The sequence below is a fragment of the Stenotrophomonas maltophilia group sp. Smal32 genome, assembly GCF_030237085.1.
Classification (GTDB): domain Bacteria; phylum Pseudomonadota; class Gammaproteobacteria; order Xanthomonadales; family Xanthomonadaceae; genus Stenotrophomonas; species Stenotrophomonas maltophilia_Q.
This window is the reverse complement of the sequence record NZ_JASJSI010000007.1, coordinates 1-14,809: the sequence shown is the minus strand read 5'-3', so window position 1 is coordinate 14,809 and position 14,809 is coordinate 1. Positions and strand designations below refer to the sequence as shown.

General features: G+C 67.0%; 13 protein-coding genes and 1 riboswitch. Of the genes, 5 read left to right on the top strand and 8 right to left on the bottom strand.

Annotated elements, in window-relative coordinates; all coding sequences use genetic code 11:
* The first annotated feature begins 118 nt into the window (after positions 1–118).
* The gene (locus tag QRO91_RS03085; protein WP_197620200.1) at positions 119–535 is read left to right on the top strand and encodes a VOC family protein; all 417 of its coding nucleotides are present in this window, start codon (positions 119–121) and stop codon (positions 533–535) included.
* A 76-nt stretch (positions 536–611) separates the two neighbouring features.
* Here the strand turns inward: QRO91_RS03085 and gcvP are convergent, their stop codons facing one another.
* Positions 612–3,479 (bottom strand): aminomethyl-transferring glycine dehydrogenase, encoded by a 2,868-nt coding sequence (gene gcvP / locus QRO91_RS03080; protein ID WP_197620199.1) that lies wholly within the window; start codon positions 3,477–3,479, stop codon positions 612–614.
* 62 nt (positions 3,480–3,541) lie between these two features.
* Positions 3,542–3,644: riboswitch (glycine riboswitch) on the bottom strand.
* A gap of 301 nt (positions 3,645–3,945) precedes the next feature.
* Here gcvP and QRO91_RS03075 point away from each other — a divergent pair.
* The 3 genes from QRO91_RS03075 to QRO91_RS03065 all read left to right on the top strand — a co-directional run bounded on the left by QRO91_RS03075 (position 3,946) and on the right by QRO91_RS03065 (position 6,670).
* On the top strand, positions 3,946–5,172 hold the full coding sequence (locus tag QRO91_RS03075; protein ID WP_049429961.1) for a multidrug effflux MFS transporter: 1,227 nt from the start codon (positions 3,946–3,948) through the stop codon (positions 5,170–5,172).
* A 139-nt stretch (positions 5,173–5,311) separates the two neighbouring features.
* Positions 5,312–6,208 (top strand): siderophore-interacting protein, encoded by an 897-nt coding sequence (locus tag QRO91_RS03070; protein WP_285310249.1) that lies wholly within the window; start codon positions 5,312–5,314, stop codon positions 6,206–6,208.
* A 69-nt stretch (positions 6,209–6,277) separates the two neighbouring features.
* Positions 6,278–6,670: a hypothetical protein gene (locus QRO91_RS03065; RefSeq protein ID WP_008265644.1), complete on the top strand. Its 393-nt coding sequence runs from the start codon at positions 6,278–6,280 to the stop codon at positions 6,668–6,670.
* Between the two features lie 124 nt (positions 6,671–6,794).
* On the opposite strand, the gene QRO91_RS03060 is transcribed toward QRO91_RS03065, so the two are convergent.
* From QRO91_RS03060 to QRO91_RS03030, 7 genes are all read right to left on the bottom strand, one after another.
* On the bottom strand, positions 6,795–8,759 hold the full coding sequence (locus tag QRO91_RS03060) for a M2 family metallopeptidase (RefSeq protein ID WP_049429959.1): 1,965 nt from the start codon (positions 8,757–8,759) through the stop codon (positions 6,795–6,797).
* Between the two features lie 440 nt (positions 8,760–9,199).
* Positions 9,200–10,009, bottom strand: a complete 810-nt coding sequence (locus tag QRO91_RS03055; RefSeq protein ID WP_049427825.1) for a D-alanyl-D-alanine carboxypeptidase family protein — start codon at positions 10,007–10,009, stop codon at positions 9,200–9,202.
* Between the two features lie 9 nt (positions 10,010–10,018).
* Positions 10,019–10,612, bottom strand: coding sequence for a PH domain-containing protein (locus QRO91_RS03050; protein WP_049427823.1), 594 nt, complete (start codon positions 10,610–10,612; stop codon positions 10,019–10,021).
* Entirely contained in the window at positions 10,609–11,898 is a 1,290-nt protein-coding gene (locus QRO91_RS03045; RefSeq protein ID WP_238378634.1) for an alpha/beta fold hydrolase, read from the bottom strand. The genes QRO91_RS03050 and QRO91_RS03045 overlap by 4 nt, the downstream gene beginning before the upstream one ends.
* 2 nt (positions 11,899–11,900) lie before the next feature.
* A complete protein-coding gene (locus QRO91_RS03040; RefSeq protein ID WP_049427821.1) occupies positions 11,901–12,080 on the bottom strand; it encodes a DUF4177 domain-containing protein in 180 nt (59 codons plus the stop codon).
* On the bottom strand, positions 12,077–12,256 hold the full coding sequence (locus QRO91_RS03035) for a hypothetical protein (RefSeq protein ID WP_005408543.1): 180 nt from the start codon (positions 12,254–12,256) through the stop codon (positions 12,077–12,079). Before QRO91_RS03035 ends, QRO91_RS03040 begins: the two co-directional genes overlap by 4 nt.
* 44 nt (positions 12,257–12,300) lie before the next feature.
* Positions 12,301–13,182 carry an SPFH domain-containing protein gene (locus tag QRO91_RS03030; RefSeq protein ID WP_019659308.1) on the bottom strand — a complete coding sequence of 294 codons (882 nt, stop codon included), beginning with the start codon at positions 13,180–13,182 and terminating at the stop codon, positions 12,301–12,303.
* 137 nt (positions 13,183–13,319) lie between these two features.
* Between QRO91_RS03030 and purT the strand changes: the two genes are divergently transcribed.
* Complete coding sequence (gene purT, locus QRO91_RS03025; protein WP_049427818.1) at positions 13,320–14,507, top strand: formate-dependent phosphoribosylglycinamide formyltransferase; 1,188 nt, start codon at positions 13,320–13,322, stop codon at positions 14,505–14,507.
* Positions 14,508–14,809 lie beyond the last annotated feature (302 nt).

Here is a 14,809-nt window from a genome sequence, read left to right as displayed (position 1 = left end):
TCGGCTGCCGTTCGGGCAGATGTCAGCCGAGCATGGGCTCGGCTCTACAGAGGGCATACATTCGGCGTGTAATCCTGCTTGCGTGGGCCGTCACCGGCCCGTCGACCGGGAGTACCGCATGCTGCGCAGCCGTCCCTTCCTGATGTTCACCGGCCAGGCCGAGGCCGCGCTGGCCCTGTACGCCGAAGCCTTTGCCGATTTCCGCCTGCTGGCCCTGCAACGCCATCCTGATGGCGCCGGCGCCGGCGTCGGCGTGCCCGGGCAGGTCCGCCAGGCCATCTTCCTGCTCGGTGGCACCCACTACCTGTGCTTCGATAGCCTGGACGTGCACGATTTCACCTTCTCGCCATCGATCTCGCTGTTCGTGGAGTGCTCCGGTGCCGAGCAGTTCGAGCGCGCCGCGCGCGTGCTGGGCGAGGGTGGGCACTGGCTGATGCCGGTGGGCGATTACGATTTCAGCAACCGCTACGGCTGGGTGCAGGACCGCTTCGGGGTGTCGTGGCAGTTGAGCCTGGGGCAGATGCCGGACCCGTGATCGGATCATGGTGGGTGTGGACCTTGGTCCACACTCTTTAAAAAAAAACGGCCCGCTTGCGCGGGCCGTTTGTCGATCATGCCTCGACTTCATCGTCCTTGTAGGCATCGACCGGGATGCAGGCGCACATCACGTTCTTGTCGCCGTACACGTTGTCCACGCGCGCCACCGGCGGCCAGTACTTGCTCTGCTTCAGGCTGGCCAGCGGGAATGCAGCCAGTTCACGCGGGTAGGCGTGGGTCCACTCGCTGGCGGTCACTGCGGTCGCAGTGTGCGGCGCGTTCTTCAGCGGGTTGTCCTCGCGGTCCAGGCGGCCGTCTTCGATCGCGGTGATTTCCTCGCGGATCTGGATCATCGCGCTGATGAAGCGATCCAGTTCGTGCAGCGATTCGCTCTCGGTCGGCTCGACCATCAGCGTGCCAGCCACCGGGAAGCTCAGGGTCGGGGCATGGAAGCCGAAGTCGATCAGGCGCTTGGCCACATCCTCGGCGCCGATGCCGCTGGTCTTCTCCAGCGGGCGCACGTCCAGGATGCACTCATGCGCCACCAGGCCGTTGCGGCCGGTGTACAGGGTCTTGAAGTGCGGGGCCAGGCGCTTGGCGATGTAGTTGGCGTTGAGCTGCGCGACCTGGGTGGCCTTGCGCAGGCCTTCGCGGCCCATCATCGCGATGTACATCCAGCTGATCGGCAGGATCGAGGCGCTGCCGAAGCTGGCGGCGCTGACCATGCCGACCGGGCCGTTGTCACCCAGCTTGCCCGGCAGGAACGGTGCCAGGTGCTCCTTGACCGCGCACGGGCCGACGCCCGGGCCGCCGCCGCCGTGCGGGATGCAGAAGGTCTTGTGCAGGTTCAGGTGCGAAACGTCCGAACCCCACTTGCCCGGCTTGGCCACGCCCACCAGGGCGTTCATGTTGGCGCCGTCGGTGTACACCTGGCCACCGTGCTGGTGGATGATCTCGCAGATCTCGACAACTTCTTCCTCGAACACGCCGTGCGTGGACGGGTAGGTCATCATGATCGCGGCCAGGCGGTCGCTGTACTTCTCGGCGTTGAGGCGGATGTCCTCGACGTCGACGTTGCCGTTGGCATCGGTCTTGGTGACCACGACCTTCATGCCACACATCTGTGCCGAAGCCGGGTTGGTGCCGTGCGCAGAATCCGGGATCAGGCAGATGTCGCGGTGGCCCTCACCGCGCGAGCGGTGGTAGGCGCGGATCGCCAGCAGGCCTGCGTACTCGCCCTGCGCGCCGGAATTCGGCTGCAGGCTGACCGCGTCGTAGCCGGTGCATTCGACCAGCATCGCTTCCAGCGTATCGATCAGTTCCTTGTAGCCCAGCGCCTGGTCGGCCGGCACCAGCGGATGGATCTGCGAGAACTCCGGCCAGGTCACCGGGATCATTTCGGCGGTGGCGTTGAGCTTCATGGTGCACGAGCCCAGCGGGATCATCGTGCGGTCCATCGCCAGGTCCTTGTCGGCCAGCGAGCGCAGGTAGCGCAGCAGTTCGTGCTCGCTGTGGTGGGTGTTGAACACCGGGTGGGTCAGGAACGCGGACTGGCGCAGCAGGCCGGCCGGCAGCGCATCGGCAGTGCTGGCATCCAGCGCATCGACATCCAGCGTGGCACCGAACACGGCAGCCACGGCAACAATGTCGGCGCGGGTGGTGGTTTCGTCCAGGCTGATGCCGACCGAGTCGCTGTCGATCGCGCGCAGGTTGTAGCCGGCGGCGCGCGCCTTGGCGTGGATCTCATCAGCGTGCACGCCGGTGATGTGCAGGGTGTCGAAGAAGTCGCCACCGACCTGCACGCCGGCATTGCGCAGCGCTGCGGCCAGGATGGAGGCCAGACGGTGGGTGCGGCGGGCGATGCGGGTCAGGCCCTCCGGTCCGTGGTAAACGGCGTACATCGAGGCCATCACCGCCAGCAGCACCTGCGCGGTACAGATGTTGGAAGTCGCCTTCTCGCGGCGGATGTGCTGCTCGCGGGTCTGCAGGGTCAGGCGGTAGGCCGGGTTGCCCTGGGCATCGACCGAAACACCGATCAGGCGGCCTGGCATCGAGCGCTTGTAGGCGTCACGGCAGGCCATGAAGGCGGCGTGCGGGCCACCGAAGCCGAACGGCACGCCGAAACGCTGGCTGTTGCCGACCACGATGTCCGCGCCCCATTCGCCCGGGGCAGCCAGCAGGGTCAGGGCCAGCAGGTCGGTGGCCACGGCCACCAGGCCGCCGCGTGCGTGCACGGCATCGACCAGCGCCTTGTAGTCGCCCACTTGGCCGAAGGTGTCCGGGTACTGCAGCAGCAGGCCGAAGGCTTCCGCGTCCAGTGCTTCAGCCGGGGTGCCGACGCGCAGCACGATGCCCATGGGCTCGGCGCGGGTACGCAGCAGTTCCAGCGTCTGCGGGTGCACGGCGTCGTGCACGAAGAAGGTGTCCGACTTGGACTTGGCCGAGCGCTTGGCCAGGGTCATCGCTTCAGCAGCGGCGGTGGCTTCGTCCAGCAGCGAGGCGTTGGCGATTTCCATGCCGGTCAGGTCGGCGCACAGGGTCTGGAAGTTGATCAGCGCTTCCATGCGGCCCTGCGAGATTTCCGCCTGGTACGGGGTGTAGGCGGTGTACCACGCCGGGTTTTCCAGGATGTTGCGCAGGATCACGTTCGGCGTGTGGGTGCCGTAGTAGCCTTGGCCGATGAAGCTGCGCAGCACGGTGTTCTTGTCGGCGATCGCACGGATCTTCGCCAGTGCCTGCACTTCGGTCATCGACTCCGGCAGCGCCAGCGGCGCCGGCGACTTGATCTTGGCCGGCACGATGGCATCGGTCATCGCATCCAGCGACGCGTGGCCGACGACGTCGAGCATCTGCGCGATCTCGGCGTCATTGGGGCCGATGTGGCGCTCGACGAACGCGTTGTGGTGCTCGAGCTCACGCAGGGAAGGGGTGTTCTGGGACATGGCGAAGGATCCGTCAGGAAAGGGCACACGCACGGGCACAAGCCGCCGGTCGGCGGTCTGCGGGGCGCCCCTCTGTCCTTTTGCCTGAGAGTTTAAAAGCGCGGAAAACCGCAGCTTCGTGCCCCTTCGGCGCCGGATCGAACCGGTCTCTCCAGAGTTGTGTTACGGGTGGTATCGGGCCTGAGCGATTACGGGCGTTGCGCCTTCGGCAGCGGTGTTCCGCTTCTCCCACCGTGTTGCCCGCTGATTATAGCCCGTTGCGGGCGCGGCGGCCGCCTCCGCCCCCTGACCGCCGCGCCTGAATGGCCGATGGCCCGGCCGTGCGTTTTGTGCAGTGCTGCATGGCATCAAGCGCAATCCCCACCTATGATGGGCGGATACCCGAATTCATCTGGCGCCGTCCCCGTTGCTGCGGGACCGGCGCCCGCCGTGCTTGCCCCGCATGGCCCTGCCGGACGTTTCCTCCATGACCGCCGCTGTTGCCCCCTCCACCCGCCGCATGGCCCTGCTGCTTGCCGGCCTGGCCATGTTCGGCCCGTTCTCGATCGACACCATCTTCCCGGCGTTCCCGCAGCTGGCCCAGCGCCTGGCGGTGGACGAGGTGGCGGTGCAGCAGACCATCAGCGTGTACCTGCTGTTCTACGGCCTGATGAGCCTGGCGCACGGCCCGCTGTCCGATGCCTGGGGCCGCAAGCGGGTGATCCTGGGCGGCCTGGTGGTGTTCGTCGGCGCCTCGGTCGGCTGTGCGCTGTCCACCGACCTGAGCACGCTGCTGGCGTTCCGCGCGCTGCAGGGCCTGTCGGCAGGTGTCGGCATGATCGTCGGCCGCGCGGTGATCCGCGACCTGTACCACGGCCACGATGCCCAGCGGCTGATGAGCCAGGTGTCGATGCTGTTCGGCATCGCCCCGGCCATCGCACCGATCATCGGTGGCTGGATCCTGCTCAGTGGCGCAGGTTGGCCGCTGATCTTCTGGTTCCTGGTGGTGTTCGCACTGGTCCTGCTGGCGGCCACCGCGCGCTTCCTGCCGGAAACCCATCCGGTCGAGGCGCGGGTGCCGCTGTCGCCGCGCGTGCTGCTGCGTGACTACGTGCGCATCGGCTTCAACCCGCGCTTCCTGCGCCTGGCGCTGGCCGGCAGCATCGGTTTCGGCGGCATCTTCCTGTACATCTCCTCGGCGCCGGTGTTCGTGATGCAGCACCTGCACCTGGGCGAGGGCGGTTTCGCGTGGTTGTTCATCCCCACCATCGGCGGCATGACCACCGGCTCGTTCCTGTCCGGGCGCATGGCCGGGCACACCACGCCCACACGCCAGGTCGCCATCGGTTTCAGCCTGTGCGCGCTGTCGGCGCTGTTGAATGTCGGCTACGTGGCGCTGTCGCCGCAGTTCGTGCTGCCGTGGGCGGTGCTGCCGATCTTCCTGGGCGGCATGGGCATGTCGCTGATCTTCCCGATCCTGGCCCTGGCGGTGCTGGACATGTACCCGCACCAGCGTGGCCTGGCGTCGTCGCTGCAGGCCTTCGTGCAGCTGATGATCAGCACGGTGGTGGCGGGCGTGGTGTCGCCGCTGCTCAGTGCCAGCCCGCTGCACCTGGCGCTGGGGCAGGCCGCGTTCTTCGCTGCCGGCTTCGTGTTCTGGTACTGGGAACACCAGCGTGAACGCGCGGCGCAGGCAGCCTGCACGGACCATTGAGCAGCGCGCAGGGGTAGGGCGGGCCGCGATGCCCGAAAGGCTTGCGGCGAGGAATGACCGGACTAGGCTGGGGACTCCAGCCAGCCGGTGCGTGGATGCACGACAGCCAGCCGATCCGATGTCGTTGCATGAGGTTCCCATGGCTGCGCAGCAGACCTACCGCCTGTTCGAGGTGGCGCTGAAAGAGCGCCGCGTTCTTTCCCCTTCCCTGGACCGCATGGTGTTCACCGGTGCCGACGTGGCGCGGATGAAGACCGAAGGCCCGGACCAGCGCATCAAGGTGTTCTTCCCCTTGCCCGGCCAGGACGTGCCGCAGGTGCCCAGCGGCGAGGACTGGTATCCGCGCTACCGGGCGCTGCCGGACGATCAGCGCCCGCCCATGCGCACCTACACCATCCGTCAGCTGCGTGCCGAGCAGGGCGAGGTCGACGTTGATTTCGTACTGCATGGCGAGACGGGGCCGGCCTCGCGCTGGGCCATCCACGCGCGGCCGGGCGACCGCGTAGTGCTGCTGGCCCCCGATGCCGACTGTGCCGACAGCAGCGAAGGCTGGGAATGGAAACCGCCGGCGGGTGTCGGCCAGGTGCTGCTGGTGGCGGATGAAACCGCGCTGCCGGCAGTGGCTGGCATCCTCGAGGAACTGGCCGCGCTGGCCGATCCGCCACGCACGCTGGCGCTGCTGGAAGTGGCGCAGGCCGGCGACGCGGTGCCGCTGAAGGCGCCGTCCACGGCCGAGCTGGTCTGGTCGCCGCGTGGTCAGGCGGCCCACGGCCAACCGCTGCTGCAGGCGGTCCAGGCGCGGCTGGCAGCGGTCTCGGCGGTGTCTGTCGGTGACGAACTGGAGGAGATCGATGTCGACGCGCAGATCCTCTGGGAACAGGCGGATGCCAGCGTGGCCGGGCCGCTGTATGCCTGGGTGGCAGGCGAGGCGGGAGCGGTGATGGCGATCCGTCGCCATCTGGTCCGCGATTGCGGGCTGGACCGCCGCGCGATCACCTTCATGGGCTACTGGCGGCACGGCAAAGTGCTGGACTGAGGGGCGTGAAGCGGCGTGGTGGGCGGGGTGCGCTATCCTTGCGCCCCCCTTTCGCAGCGGTACCGCACCATGTCCACCAGCTCCAAGACCCGCCGCGACCAGCGCCGTCGCCAGGAAAAGCAGGCCGCCAACAAGGCCGCTGCCCAAGCCTCGCCGGTGGAGCCGCATGCGGAACTGCGCGATGCACAGCGCACCCTGCTGGCCGGTGTCGTGCGCCGCGACGGCGAATGGGTGCTGGGCATGGATGGCCGCATTGCCGGCCATAGCGAGAGCGCTGCGCAGGTGCTGGCGCTGATCATGCAGGCCGGTGAGCTGCACGAACGCAATGGCACGCCAGTACGTCTGATGTACTCCGACGCACTGCGCGATGCCGCACAGGCCGAAGCCAAGGAGAAGGGCCAGACCTTCGAGGAGTTCAAGGCCGAGCTGGCCGCGGCGATGGCGGCGAAGAAGAACAGCTGATCGCACGCATGCTGTAGAGCCGAGCCATGCTCGGCTTGCCATGCAGCACGGTTGAAAAACAGGCGAAGATGGGTCGGCTCTACAACATGGAAAGGGGCGGATCCTTGCGGACCCGCCCTTTTCCTCATTTCGCCGCCGGGGCCGCGTTGGCCTGCCAGCCGCACATCTGGCCTTCGTTCTGCTGCTTCAGCCACTCGTTGACCGGGGTGAAGTACTCGATCATCGGGCCGGCATCGAGCTTGTCGGTACCGGTCAGCTCCTTCAGCGTGGCCTGCCACGGCTGGCTGGCACCCTTGCTCAGCATTGCCCAGTACTTCTGGCCGGCTTCCTTGTTGCCGTAGAAGGTGCACTCATGCAGCGGGCCCTTGTAGCCCGACGCGTCGCACAGGCCCTTGTAGAACTGGAACTGCAGGATGCGCGCCAGGAAGTAGCGGGTGTAGGGGGTGTTGCCGGGCACGTGGTACTTCGCGCCCGGGTCGAAGAACTCCTCGCCACGGGTGCTGGCCGGGGCCACGCCCTGGTACTTGGCCTTCAGGTCCCACCACGCCTTGTTGTAGTTGTCGGCAGTGATGGAACCGTCGAACACGCCCCAGCGCCAACGGTCGATCATCAGGCCGAACGGCAGGAACGACACACCGGACAGCGCCATGCGCATCTGGTTGTTGATGACCGCCTCGCGGCTCTCGGTCGGCGCGTCGACCAGGCCGATCGAGCTGAGGTACTTGGGCGTCATCGCCAGCACGATGGTGTCGCCGATCGCTTCATGGAAGCCATCATTGGCACCGCCCTGGAACAGCGGCGGCAGCGGGTTGTAGGCCAGGTCGTAATAGATGTGGCCCAGCTCGTGGTAGATGGTGGTGAAGTTCTCTTCGTTCGGCTTGATGCACATCTTGGTGCGCACATCGCCTTCCATGTTCATGTCCCAGGCGCTGGCGTGGCAGACCACGTCGCGGTCATCGGGCTTGATGAACTGGGTTTTTTCCCAGTATGACTGCGGCAGCGACGGCATGCCCAGCGACACGTAGAAGTCCTGCGCGCGCTCGGTCATCTGCTTGGCGGTACGCAGTTCGGCCTCGCGCTGCGCCTTGTACTGCGCGGTGACGTTGGCGTCCTTGCCGGCCTTGGCCAGCGCCGCGCTCAGGTTGGTCTGGTACTGCTTTTCCAGCGCCGCGGTGATGTCCAGGCTACCGGCGCCCGGGTACGGTTCCAGCTGGTCCCACAGGTTCGACCAGTCCTGCTGCCACATGTTGCCCAGCAGGTGCGCGGCGATCAGGCCGTTGCCCACTTCGGCCTTGTCCTTGCCGTAGGTCTTGTCCAGCTTGCCGCGTGCGTAGCAGTGCAGCTGCTCGTACATCGGCTTGACCTGCTCCCACAGGCGGTCGGTTTCCGGGCCGATCTGCTCCGGCGGCATGTCGTAGCCGCTGCGCCACATCTGGCCGGCATCGGTGAAGCCCATACCCTTGGCGCCTTCGTTCACCAGGCCGACGAATTTCTGGTAGTCGCCGCGCATGCTCTTGGTGGTGCTGTGCCAGCCCTGCCACGCATCGAGCTGCTTGTCGTAGTCGCGGCTGCGTGCCAGCACCTGCTCCAGCTCGCCAAGCTGGCGGCAGGAGTTCGGATCATTGGCATCGGTGCAGTACTTGCCGGCACCGTAACTGCCTTCCATGCGGGTGGCGATCTGGGTCAGCTCGGCCAGCTTGGCCGGGTCGCGCGGCGCCGGCATCGAGGACATCAGCTTCAGCAGGTGGATGGCGCGCTTGCTGTCTTCGCTCATCGGCTTGCCATCGAACTTGGCGGCCTGCTCGATCCAGCTGTTGAGCTGGGTCAGCGAGCGCTCGTTGGCCTTGGCCGCGATGCGTTCGGAATCGCTGTTGATGTAGGTGGAGGACAGCCACTGCGCCGAGGTCATCTCCGGGTAGGCGGCCTTGAATTCGGCATTGATGCGGGCCACGAACTGGTCGGCGGTTTCGCCGGCCGGAGCGCTGCTGCTGGCGGTATCAGTGCCTGGGGTGGGTTCCTTCTTGCAGGCGGCCAGGGCCAGCGTGGCGGCGGCGATTGCCGAGGCCAGCAGGAGATGACGGTGTTTCACGGGCGGTCCTTGGGTGGTGAACGACGGCCGAAGGCTAGTGGGCAGGCGCTGCCACCGCAAGTGGCGGAAGTCGGCCGGGCGGCGCCCGGCACCCGCAGAGGCCTTCAAGCAACGGCAAAGGCCGAAGCAACAGCAACACTGCCCCACCTCCGACAGATTCCGTGTGCTGTGGGTAGGTGTCGACCTTGGTCGACACATCTGTCAGGTATCGACAAACAAGAATGGTGTCGGATCGGTTTTCCTTCGATAAACGTATCCGACCCCACGGTCGTCCCAACAGGCCGCGGAAAACTGTCGAAGGCGGGTTGGGTCCGCTGACGGGGGCATGAACCGCATGGATGCGTCAACCGAGCCTGCAGGGACGTGCTTGCGGCGTACCCTGCGCAGCCGACCCACCCGGACAGCTCCATGAATTTCGCCTTCCGACCGCCGCGAGGAGCTCAGCCTTTGGCCGGCTTCCAGCACCAGTGCCACGGTTCGTAGACGATGCCGTGCGGGTTGTCGAGAGGATAGCTCAGCTGGAAGCCATGACCGCCCGCGTGCGACCGCAGCCACGCGAATGCGGCGGTCACTTCGAACGATTCCTCGGCCGGCGCATCGCCCGGTGTTCCGATGTCCAGCGCGTAGCCGCTGTGATGTTCACTGAAGCCCGGCGCCGCATTGACCTTCAGGATCTCCGCCACGCTCAGGCCGCGCGCGCGCTTCCGTTCGAAAATGCCCAGTTGGTAGGCGTGGCTGCGGAAGCCGGAGATGGCATCCAGTGCGATGCCATCCTGCGCTGCGTGCAGGCGCATGCGTCGCCAGCCCTGTGCGGCGTCGCGGCGCAGCCAAAGGGGGCGAGCGAAACGATCACGGCCGGCGAAGTGCAGCAGGCAGGGTTCGGGTTCGAGCGGCAGGCCACTGTCGTCGGCGTAACGCTGCGGGTCCAGGCCGAGCTGCTGCAGGCGCTGCTGCAGCCCGGCCAGTGGCAGCCATTGATCTTCCAGTGACGTGGCGAACGGCCGCGCATTGCGTGCATCCAGCAGCGCCAGAGCGTCCTCGACACCGGGCTCGCGCGGGAGGCGCGGTACCAGCGAATGCACGCCACGCGCCAGCACTGCCGCCAGGTAACGGCCATCACGCTTGCGCCGCAGCACCCATTGCGCCTGTGCCAGCAGGCGTGCATCGGCATTGCTGCGTGCGCGCAGCAGATCGGCGGGCCACAGCTCGATGGCTTCGGTATTGATCAGCAGGGGCGGGCGTCGTTGCATCGCCCCAGCTTACTGCTGCGGTGCCGGTGCGGCCACCTTGCGCAGTGCCTCCAGCAGCGCCTGTGGCCGGTCCAGGCTGAGCAGCAGGGTGCTGCCATCGCGTACCGGCAGCACCAGGACGCGGCTGCGGTCGGTGACCAGCGCAAAACCCTTGCCACCGCCCTGCAGGCGGAAATGACCGGAATGGAAGCCCGGCATCGAATAGCCGTTGGTCTTGAAACGGATGCCGTAGCGGCGATCGTGGCCGAGGTCGACCACCTCGGCCTGGTCCAGGCGCAGCTGCGCCACCGGCTCCCGTCGCCGGTACATCGTTGAACGCACGTCCAGCATGTCGCCATCGAACTCAACCCGGCGCCTGAAGAAGGCCAGGCCCAGCCCGATGCCGAGCGCGGCGATCACCGCCAGGCTCCATGCCGCGCTGCCGCCCATGCGGAACCACGGCGGCGACAGGGTCACTTCCACCCACGGCGCGTTGGCGCGGGCGGTGTGAAGCTGCGCGTAGACGCTGATGGCGAAGGCCAGCAGCAGCGGCAGGACCACCCACAGCACGCGGAACGGCGAGCTCTCCGCCACGTCGAAGCGCTTCGGGTCGCTGCCGCTCATCGCTGCGCCTTGATCCAGGTGGCCACGTCATCGATCAGCGTCGCATCGACATGGCCCGGTTGCGCGTATTCCTGCAGCGAGCTGGGGCCGCTGCCGGCAATGCCGATGTGGTTGAGCGCCGGATAGGCCTGCCACTGCACGTCGCCGCGGCCGGCCAGCGCCTTTTGCCACAGCACCCAGTCGGCATCGGGTACCTGGAAATCGCGGCCGCCGTGCAGCATCAGCAGTGGCTTGTGCAGGGCCTGTGCATCGGCCCGTGCGTTGACCGCCTCCACGCTCTTCCAGAACGATTGAGGAACGCCCAGTGGCAGTTCGCTCGCTGGCGCCGGTATATCACTGCGTGCTGCGGCGATCTGGGCGTCAAGGCGGTCGAGGAAGGCCTGCTCGGGCGCACTGATGCTGCCGTCCAGTGCCATCAGGTAGCGGTTCTGTTCCGGCAGCAGTTCCAGCAGGGTTCGTGCAGGTGCGGCCCACAGGATCGCGCCGCGCGCCTGCGGCCAGCGGCTGGCGATGCGCGGGGCGAGCATGCCACCCTGGCTGTGGCCCATCACGAACACGCGCTTGCGGTCGACGCGCGGGTCGGCGGCCAGGCTGGCCAGTGCAGCCTCCGCATCCAGCGTGGTCTCGTCATCGACGGTGAAGCGGTCATTGGCGAAATCCTGCGGGCGGGCGAAGGTGCGCTTGTCATAGCGCAGCACGGCGATGCCCTGGGCGGCCAGGCCGCGGGCAACATCCAGGAACGGGCGACTGCCACCGATCGTCTCATCGCGGTCCTGCGGACCCGAGCCATGCACCAGCACCACCGCCGGGAACGGGCCTTCTCCCTTCGGCAGTGCCAGGGTGCCAGACAGGGCGCCGCGCGCCTGCGGCACGCTGAAGTCCACTTCGCTGTAGCGGGCATCGGCCGGTGGCGGTGGTGCCTTGTCGGCCGCGGCGGGCCGCAGCATCAGGCCGGCCACCTTGTCCTGTGCATCCACCGCTACCTGCGCATTGACGCGGCCGCTGGCGAACTTCAGTGGCACTACCACCAGGTGCATGCCCTGCTGCGTACTGACTTCGGGGGCACCTCGCTCCTGCAGGTCACCCAGTGACTTCCACAGCGCGCCCAGCTTGTCGGCGGGAACGGCCTCGGCCATCTGCGTGGTCAGCATCGCCTCTGCGTCGGCGATCTGGCCGGCCTGCAGGTGGTCAAGCAGCCGATTGGCCACCTGTTGTGGTTCAGCGGCGAAGGCCGGGGCACTGAGCAGAGCCAGTGACAACATGATCAGTCTGCGATGACGGGACATGGCTACTGCTCCTTCTTGAAGACCAGCATGGCCGGGCGCATCGGGGCCGGGATGATGACGTTGACCAGTTCCCAGCCCAGCTGGCCCTGGCGGGTCAGTTCACTCTGGATGTCTTCGGCCTTCAGGGTGCCCATCATCGTGGTCTTCACTTCGATCGTCTGGTAACTCCAGCGCGTGCTCATTCCTTGTCCTCCGGCGATGGCGTGGGTTTTGGCAGGCGTCCTGCCTTGCGCAGTGCGTCGCGCAGCACGTATTCGATCTGCGCGTTGAGGCTGCGCAGTTCGTCGTCAGCCCAGCGCTGTGCCGCGGCCAGGACCTCGGCGTTGATGCGCAGCGGATAGGCCTTCTTCTCACTCATGAAAACTCCTGGCGGGTCGGTGGGGCGCCCGTTGCGAGGGTGGTTCAGTACAGCGAACCGGCGTTGACGATCGGTTGGGTGCCGCGGTCCGAGCACAGCACGGTCAGCAGGTTGCTGACCATGTGCGCCTTGCGTTCCTCGTCCAGTTCAACCACGCCGTTCTTCTGCAGTTCGGCCAGGGCCATTTCGACCATGCCGACGGCACCAGCCACGATGCGCGTGCGTGCAGCGATCACCGCGTTGGCCTGCTGGCGCTGCAGCATGGCCTGGGCGATCTCGGCGGCGTAGGCAAGGTGGCTGATGCGCGCGTCGATCACCTGCACGCCGGCATCGGCCAAGCGTTCGGCCAGCTCGTTCTTCAGGTGCTGGGAGATCTCGCTGGCATGGCTGCGCAGTGCCAGCTGGCCGTCCTCGTGCTGGTCGTAGGGATAGCTGGTCGCCATCGCACGCAGCGCGGATTCGGACTGGATGTGTACGAAGCTCTCGTAGTCGTCCACGTTGTAGACCGCTTCGGAGGCGTCGACCACCTGCCAGACGATCACGGCGGCGATCTCGATCGGGCTGCCGTCCAGCTCGTTGACCTTCAGCTTGCCGCTCTCGAAGTTGCGCACGCGCTGGCTGACCCGGCGCTTGGCGTAGAAGGGGTTGTTCCAGCGCAGGCCGTTGTCCTTGACGGTACCGACGTACTTGCCGAACAGGCTCAGCACTGCCGCCTGGTTGGGCTGGATGGTGTACAGGCCGGCCAGGATGAAGACTGCGGCAGCGACCACCAGCACGCCGGCCAGCATCAGCAGCAGGTTGGGCGAGCCGGTGCTGGCCTTGGCCGCCACCCCCAGCACGAACAGCGCGCCGCCGGCCAGCGCGGCCAGCAGGGATCCGGCCAGGGTGCCGAGACCGTTGAGGGAGGCAAGCGACTTCTCTTTCATGGCGGTACGTCCTTGAGGGTTCGGAATTAAGATATCAAAGTGATATCACTTGTCGACTACCGTCCGTCGGATGCCATGGTCCGGGTGCCCGGCCAGCTAGAATGCCCACCCGCCTTCACATCGCTGCCGGAACCGCCATGGCCAAGCTTGGAACTCCGTTGTCCCCCTCCGCCACCCGCGTGCTGCTGCTGGGCTCGGGCGAACTCGGCAAGGAGGTGGCCATCGAGCTGCAGCGGCTGGGCGTGGAAGTGATCGCGGCCGACCGCTACGCCGATGCGCCGGCCATGCAGGTTGCGCACCGCGCGCACGTGATCGACATGCTGGACGCGATGGCGCTGCGCGCGCTGATCGCCCAGGAACAGCCGCACCTGGTAGTGCCGGAGATCGAGGCCATCCACACCGAGACCCTGGTGCAGCTGGAGCAGGAGCAGGGCCTGCAGGTGATCCCGACCGCGCGCGCCGCGCGCCTGACCATGGACCGCGAAGGCATCCGCCGCCTGGCCGCCGAGACCCTGGGCCTGCCGACCTCGCCGTACCGCTTCGTCGATACCGAGGCCGAGTACCGCGCCGCAGTGGCCGCCATTGGCCTGCCGTGCGTGGTCAAGCCGGTGATGTCGTCCTCGGGCAAGGGCCAGAGTACCCTGCGCAGCGAGGCGGACATCGCCCCGGCCTGGGACTACGCGCAGACCGGTGGCCGTGCCGGTGCTGGCCGCTGCATCGTCGAAGGTTTCATCGATTTCGATTACGAGATCACCCTGCTGACCGTGCGCCACGCTGGCGGGACGTCGTTCTGCGCACCGATCGGCCACCTGCAGAAGGACGGTGACTACCGCGAAAGCTGGCAGCCGCAGCCGATGTCCAGCGCGGCACTGGCGCGCGCGGAAGAGATCTCGCGCGCGATCACCGACGACCTCGGTGGCTGGGGCCTGTTCGGTGTCGAGCTGTTCGTGAAGGGCGACGAAGTGTGGTTCAGCGAAGTGTCGCCGCGCCCGCACGATACCGGTCTGGTGACCCTGGTATCGCAGGAGCTGAGTGAGTTCGCGCTGCATGCGCGCGCCATCCTCGGCCTGCCGATCCCGGTGATCCGCCAGAGCGGCCCGTCGGCCTCGTGCGCGCTGCTGGCGCACGGTGAGGGCGTGCCGTACTTCAACAACGTCGCAGCTGCGCTGCAGGTGCCGGATACCGCGGTGCGCCTGTTCGGCAAGCCGAGCGTGCATGGTCATCGCCGCGTGGGCGTGACCCTGGCGCGCGCCGAGACCATCGACGAAGCGCGAGCAATCGCGCGTGATGCCGCCGACGCCATCGGCGTCGAACTGCGTCCATAAAGCGGTAGCGCCGGGCCACGCCCGGCGGCTTTCCCTGCGCTGAGCGATTCTTCTGTAGAGCCGAGCCCACGCTCGGCCGCTTTTCAATCCGCCCCGGGGGCGGGTGGCGAGGCAGGGGTCCGCTCAAAAGCGGAATCTGCCTTACGGCTTCACATCCACCCACACCACGTGGTGGTACCTTCCGTCGGGCTTATTTTCCACCGCGGTTTAATTTGCCGGCCCAAAAATTCCGCTTCCCACATTCTCGAAACCGGTCGACGGCACCACCTTATACAGCGGCCAGGTGCCGGACTACCGGCCCA

Coding starts and splice junctions, on each gene's coding strand:
- QRO91_RS03085 (WP_197620200.1), top strand. CDS start 119: ATGCTGCGCAGCCGTCCCTTCCTGATGTTCACCGGCCAGGCCGAGGCC.
- gcvP (WP_197620199.1), bottom strand. CDS start 3,479: ATGTCCCAGAACACCCCTTCCCTGCGTGAGCTCGAGCACCACAACGCG.
- QRO91_RS03075 (WP_049429961.1), top strand. CDS start 3,946: ATGACCGCCGCTGTTGCCCCCTCCACCCGCCGCATGGCCCTGCTGCTT.
- QRO91_RS03070 (WP_285310249.1), top strand. CDS start 5,312: ATGGCTGCGCAGCAGACCTACCGCCTGTTCGAGGTGGCGCTGAAAGAG.
- QRO91_RS03065 (WP_008265644.1), top strand. CDS start 6,278: ATGTCCACCAGCTCCAAGACCCGCCGCGACCAGCGCCGTCGCCAGGAA.
- QRO91_RS03055 (WP_049427825.1), bottom strand. CDS start 10,009: ATGCAACGACGCCCGCCCCTGCTGATCAATACCGAAGCCATCGAGCTG.
- QRO91_RS03050 (WP_049427823.1), bottom strand. CDS start 10,612: ATGAGCGGCAGCGACCCGAAGCGCTTCGACGTGGCGGAGAGCTCGCCG.
- QRO91_RS03045 (WP_238378634.1), bottom strand. CDS start 11,898: ATGTCCCGTCATCGCAGACTGATCATGTTGTCACTGGCTCTGCTCAGT.
- QRO91_RS03040 (WP_049427821.1), bottom strand. CDS start 12,080: ATGAGCACGCGCTGGAGTTACCAGACGATCGAAGTGAAGACCACGATG.
- QRO91_RS03035 (WP_005408543.1), bottom strand. CDS start 12,256: ATGAGTGAGAAGAAGGCCTATCCGCTGCGCATCAACGCCGAGGTCCTG.
- QRO91_RS03030 (WP_019659308.1), bottom strand. CDS start 13,182: ATGAAAGAGAAGTCGCTTGCCTCCCTCAACGGTCTCGGCACCCTGGCC.
- purT (WP_049427818.1), top strand. CDS start 13,320: ATGGCCAAGCTTGGAACTCCGTTGTCCCCCTCCGCCACCCGCGTGCTG.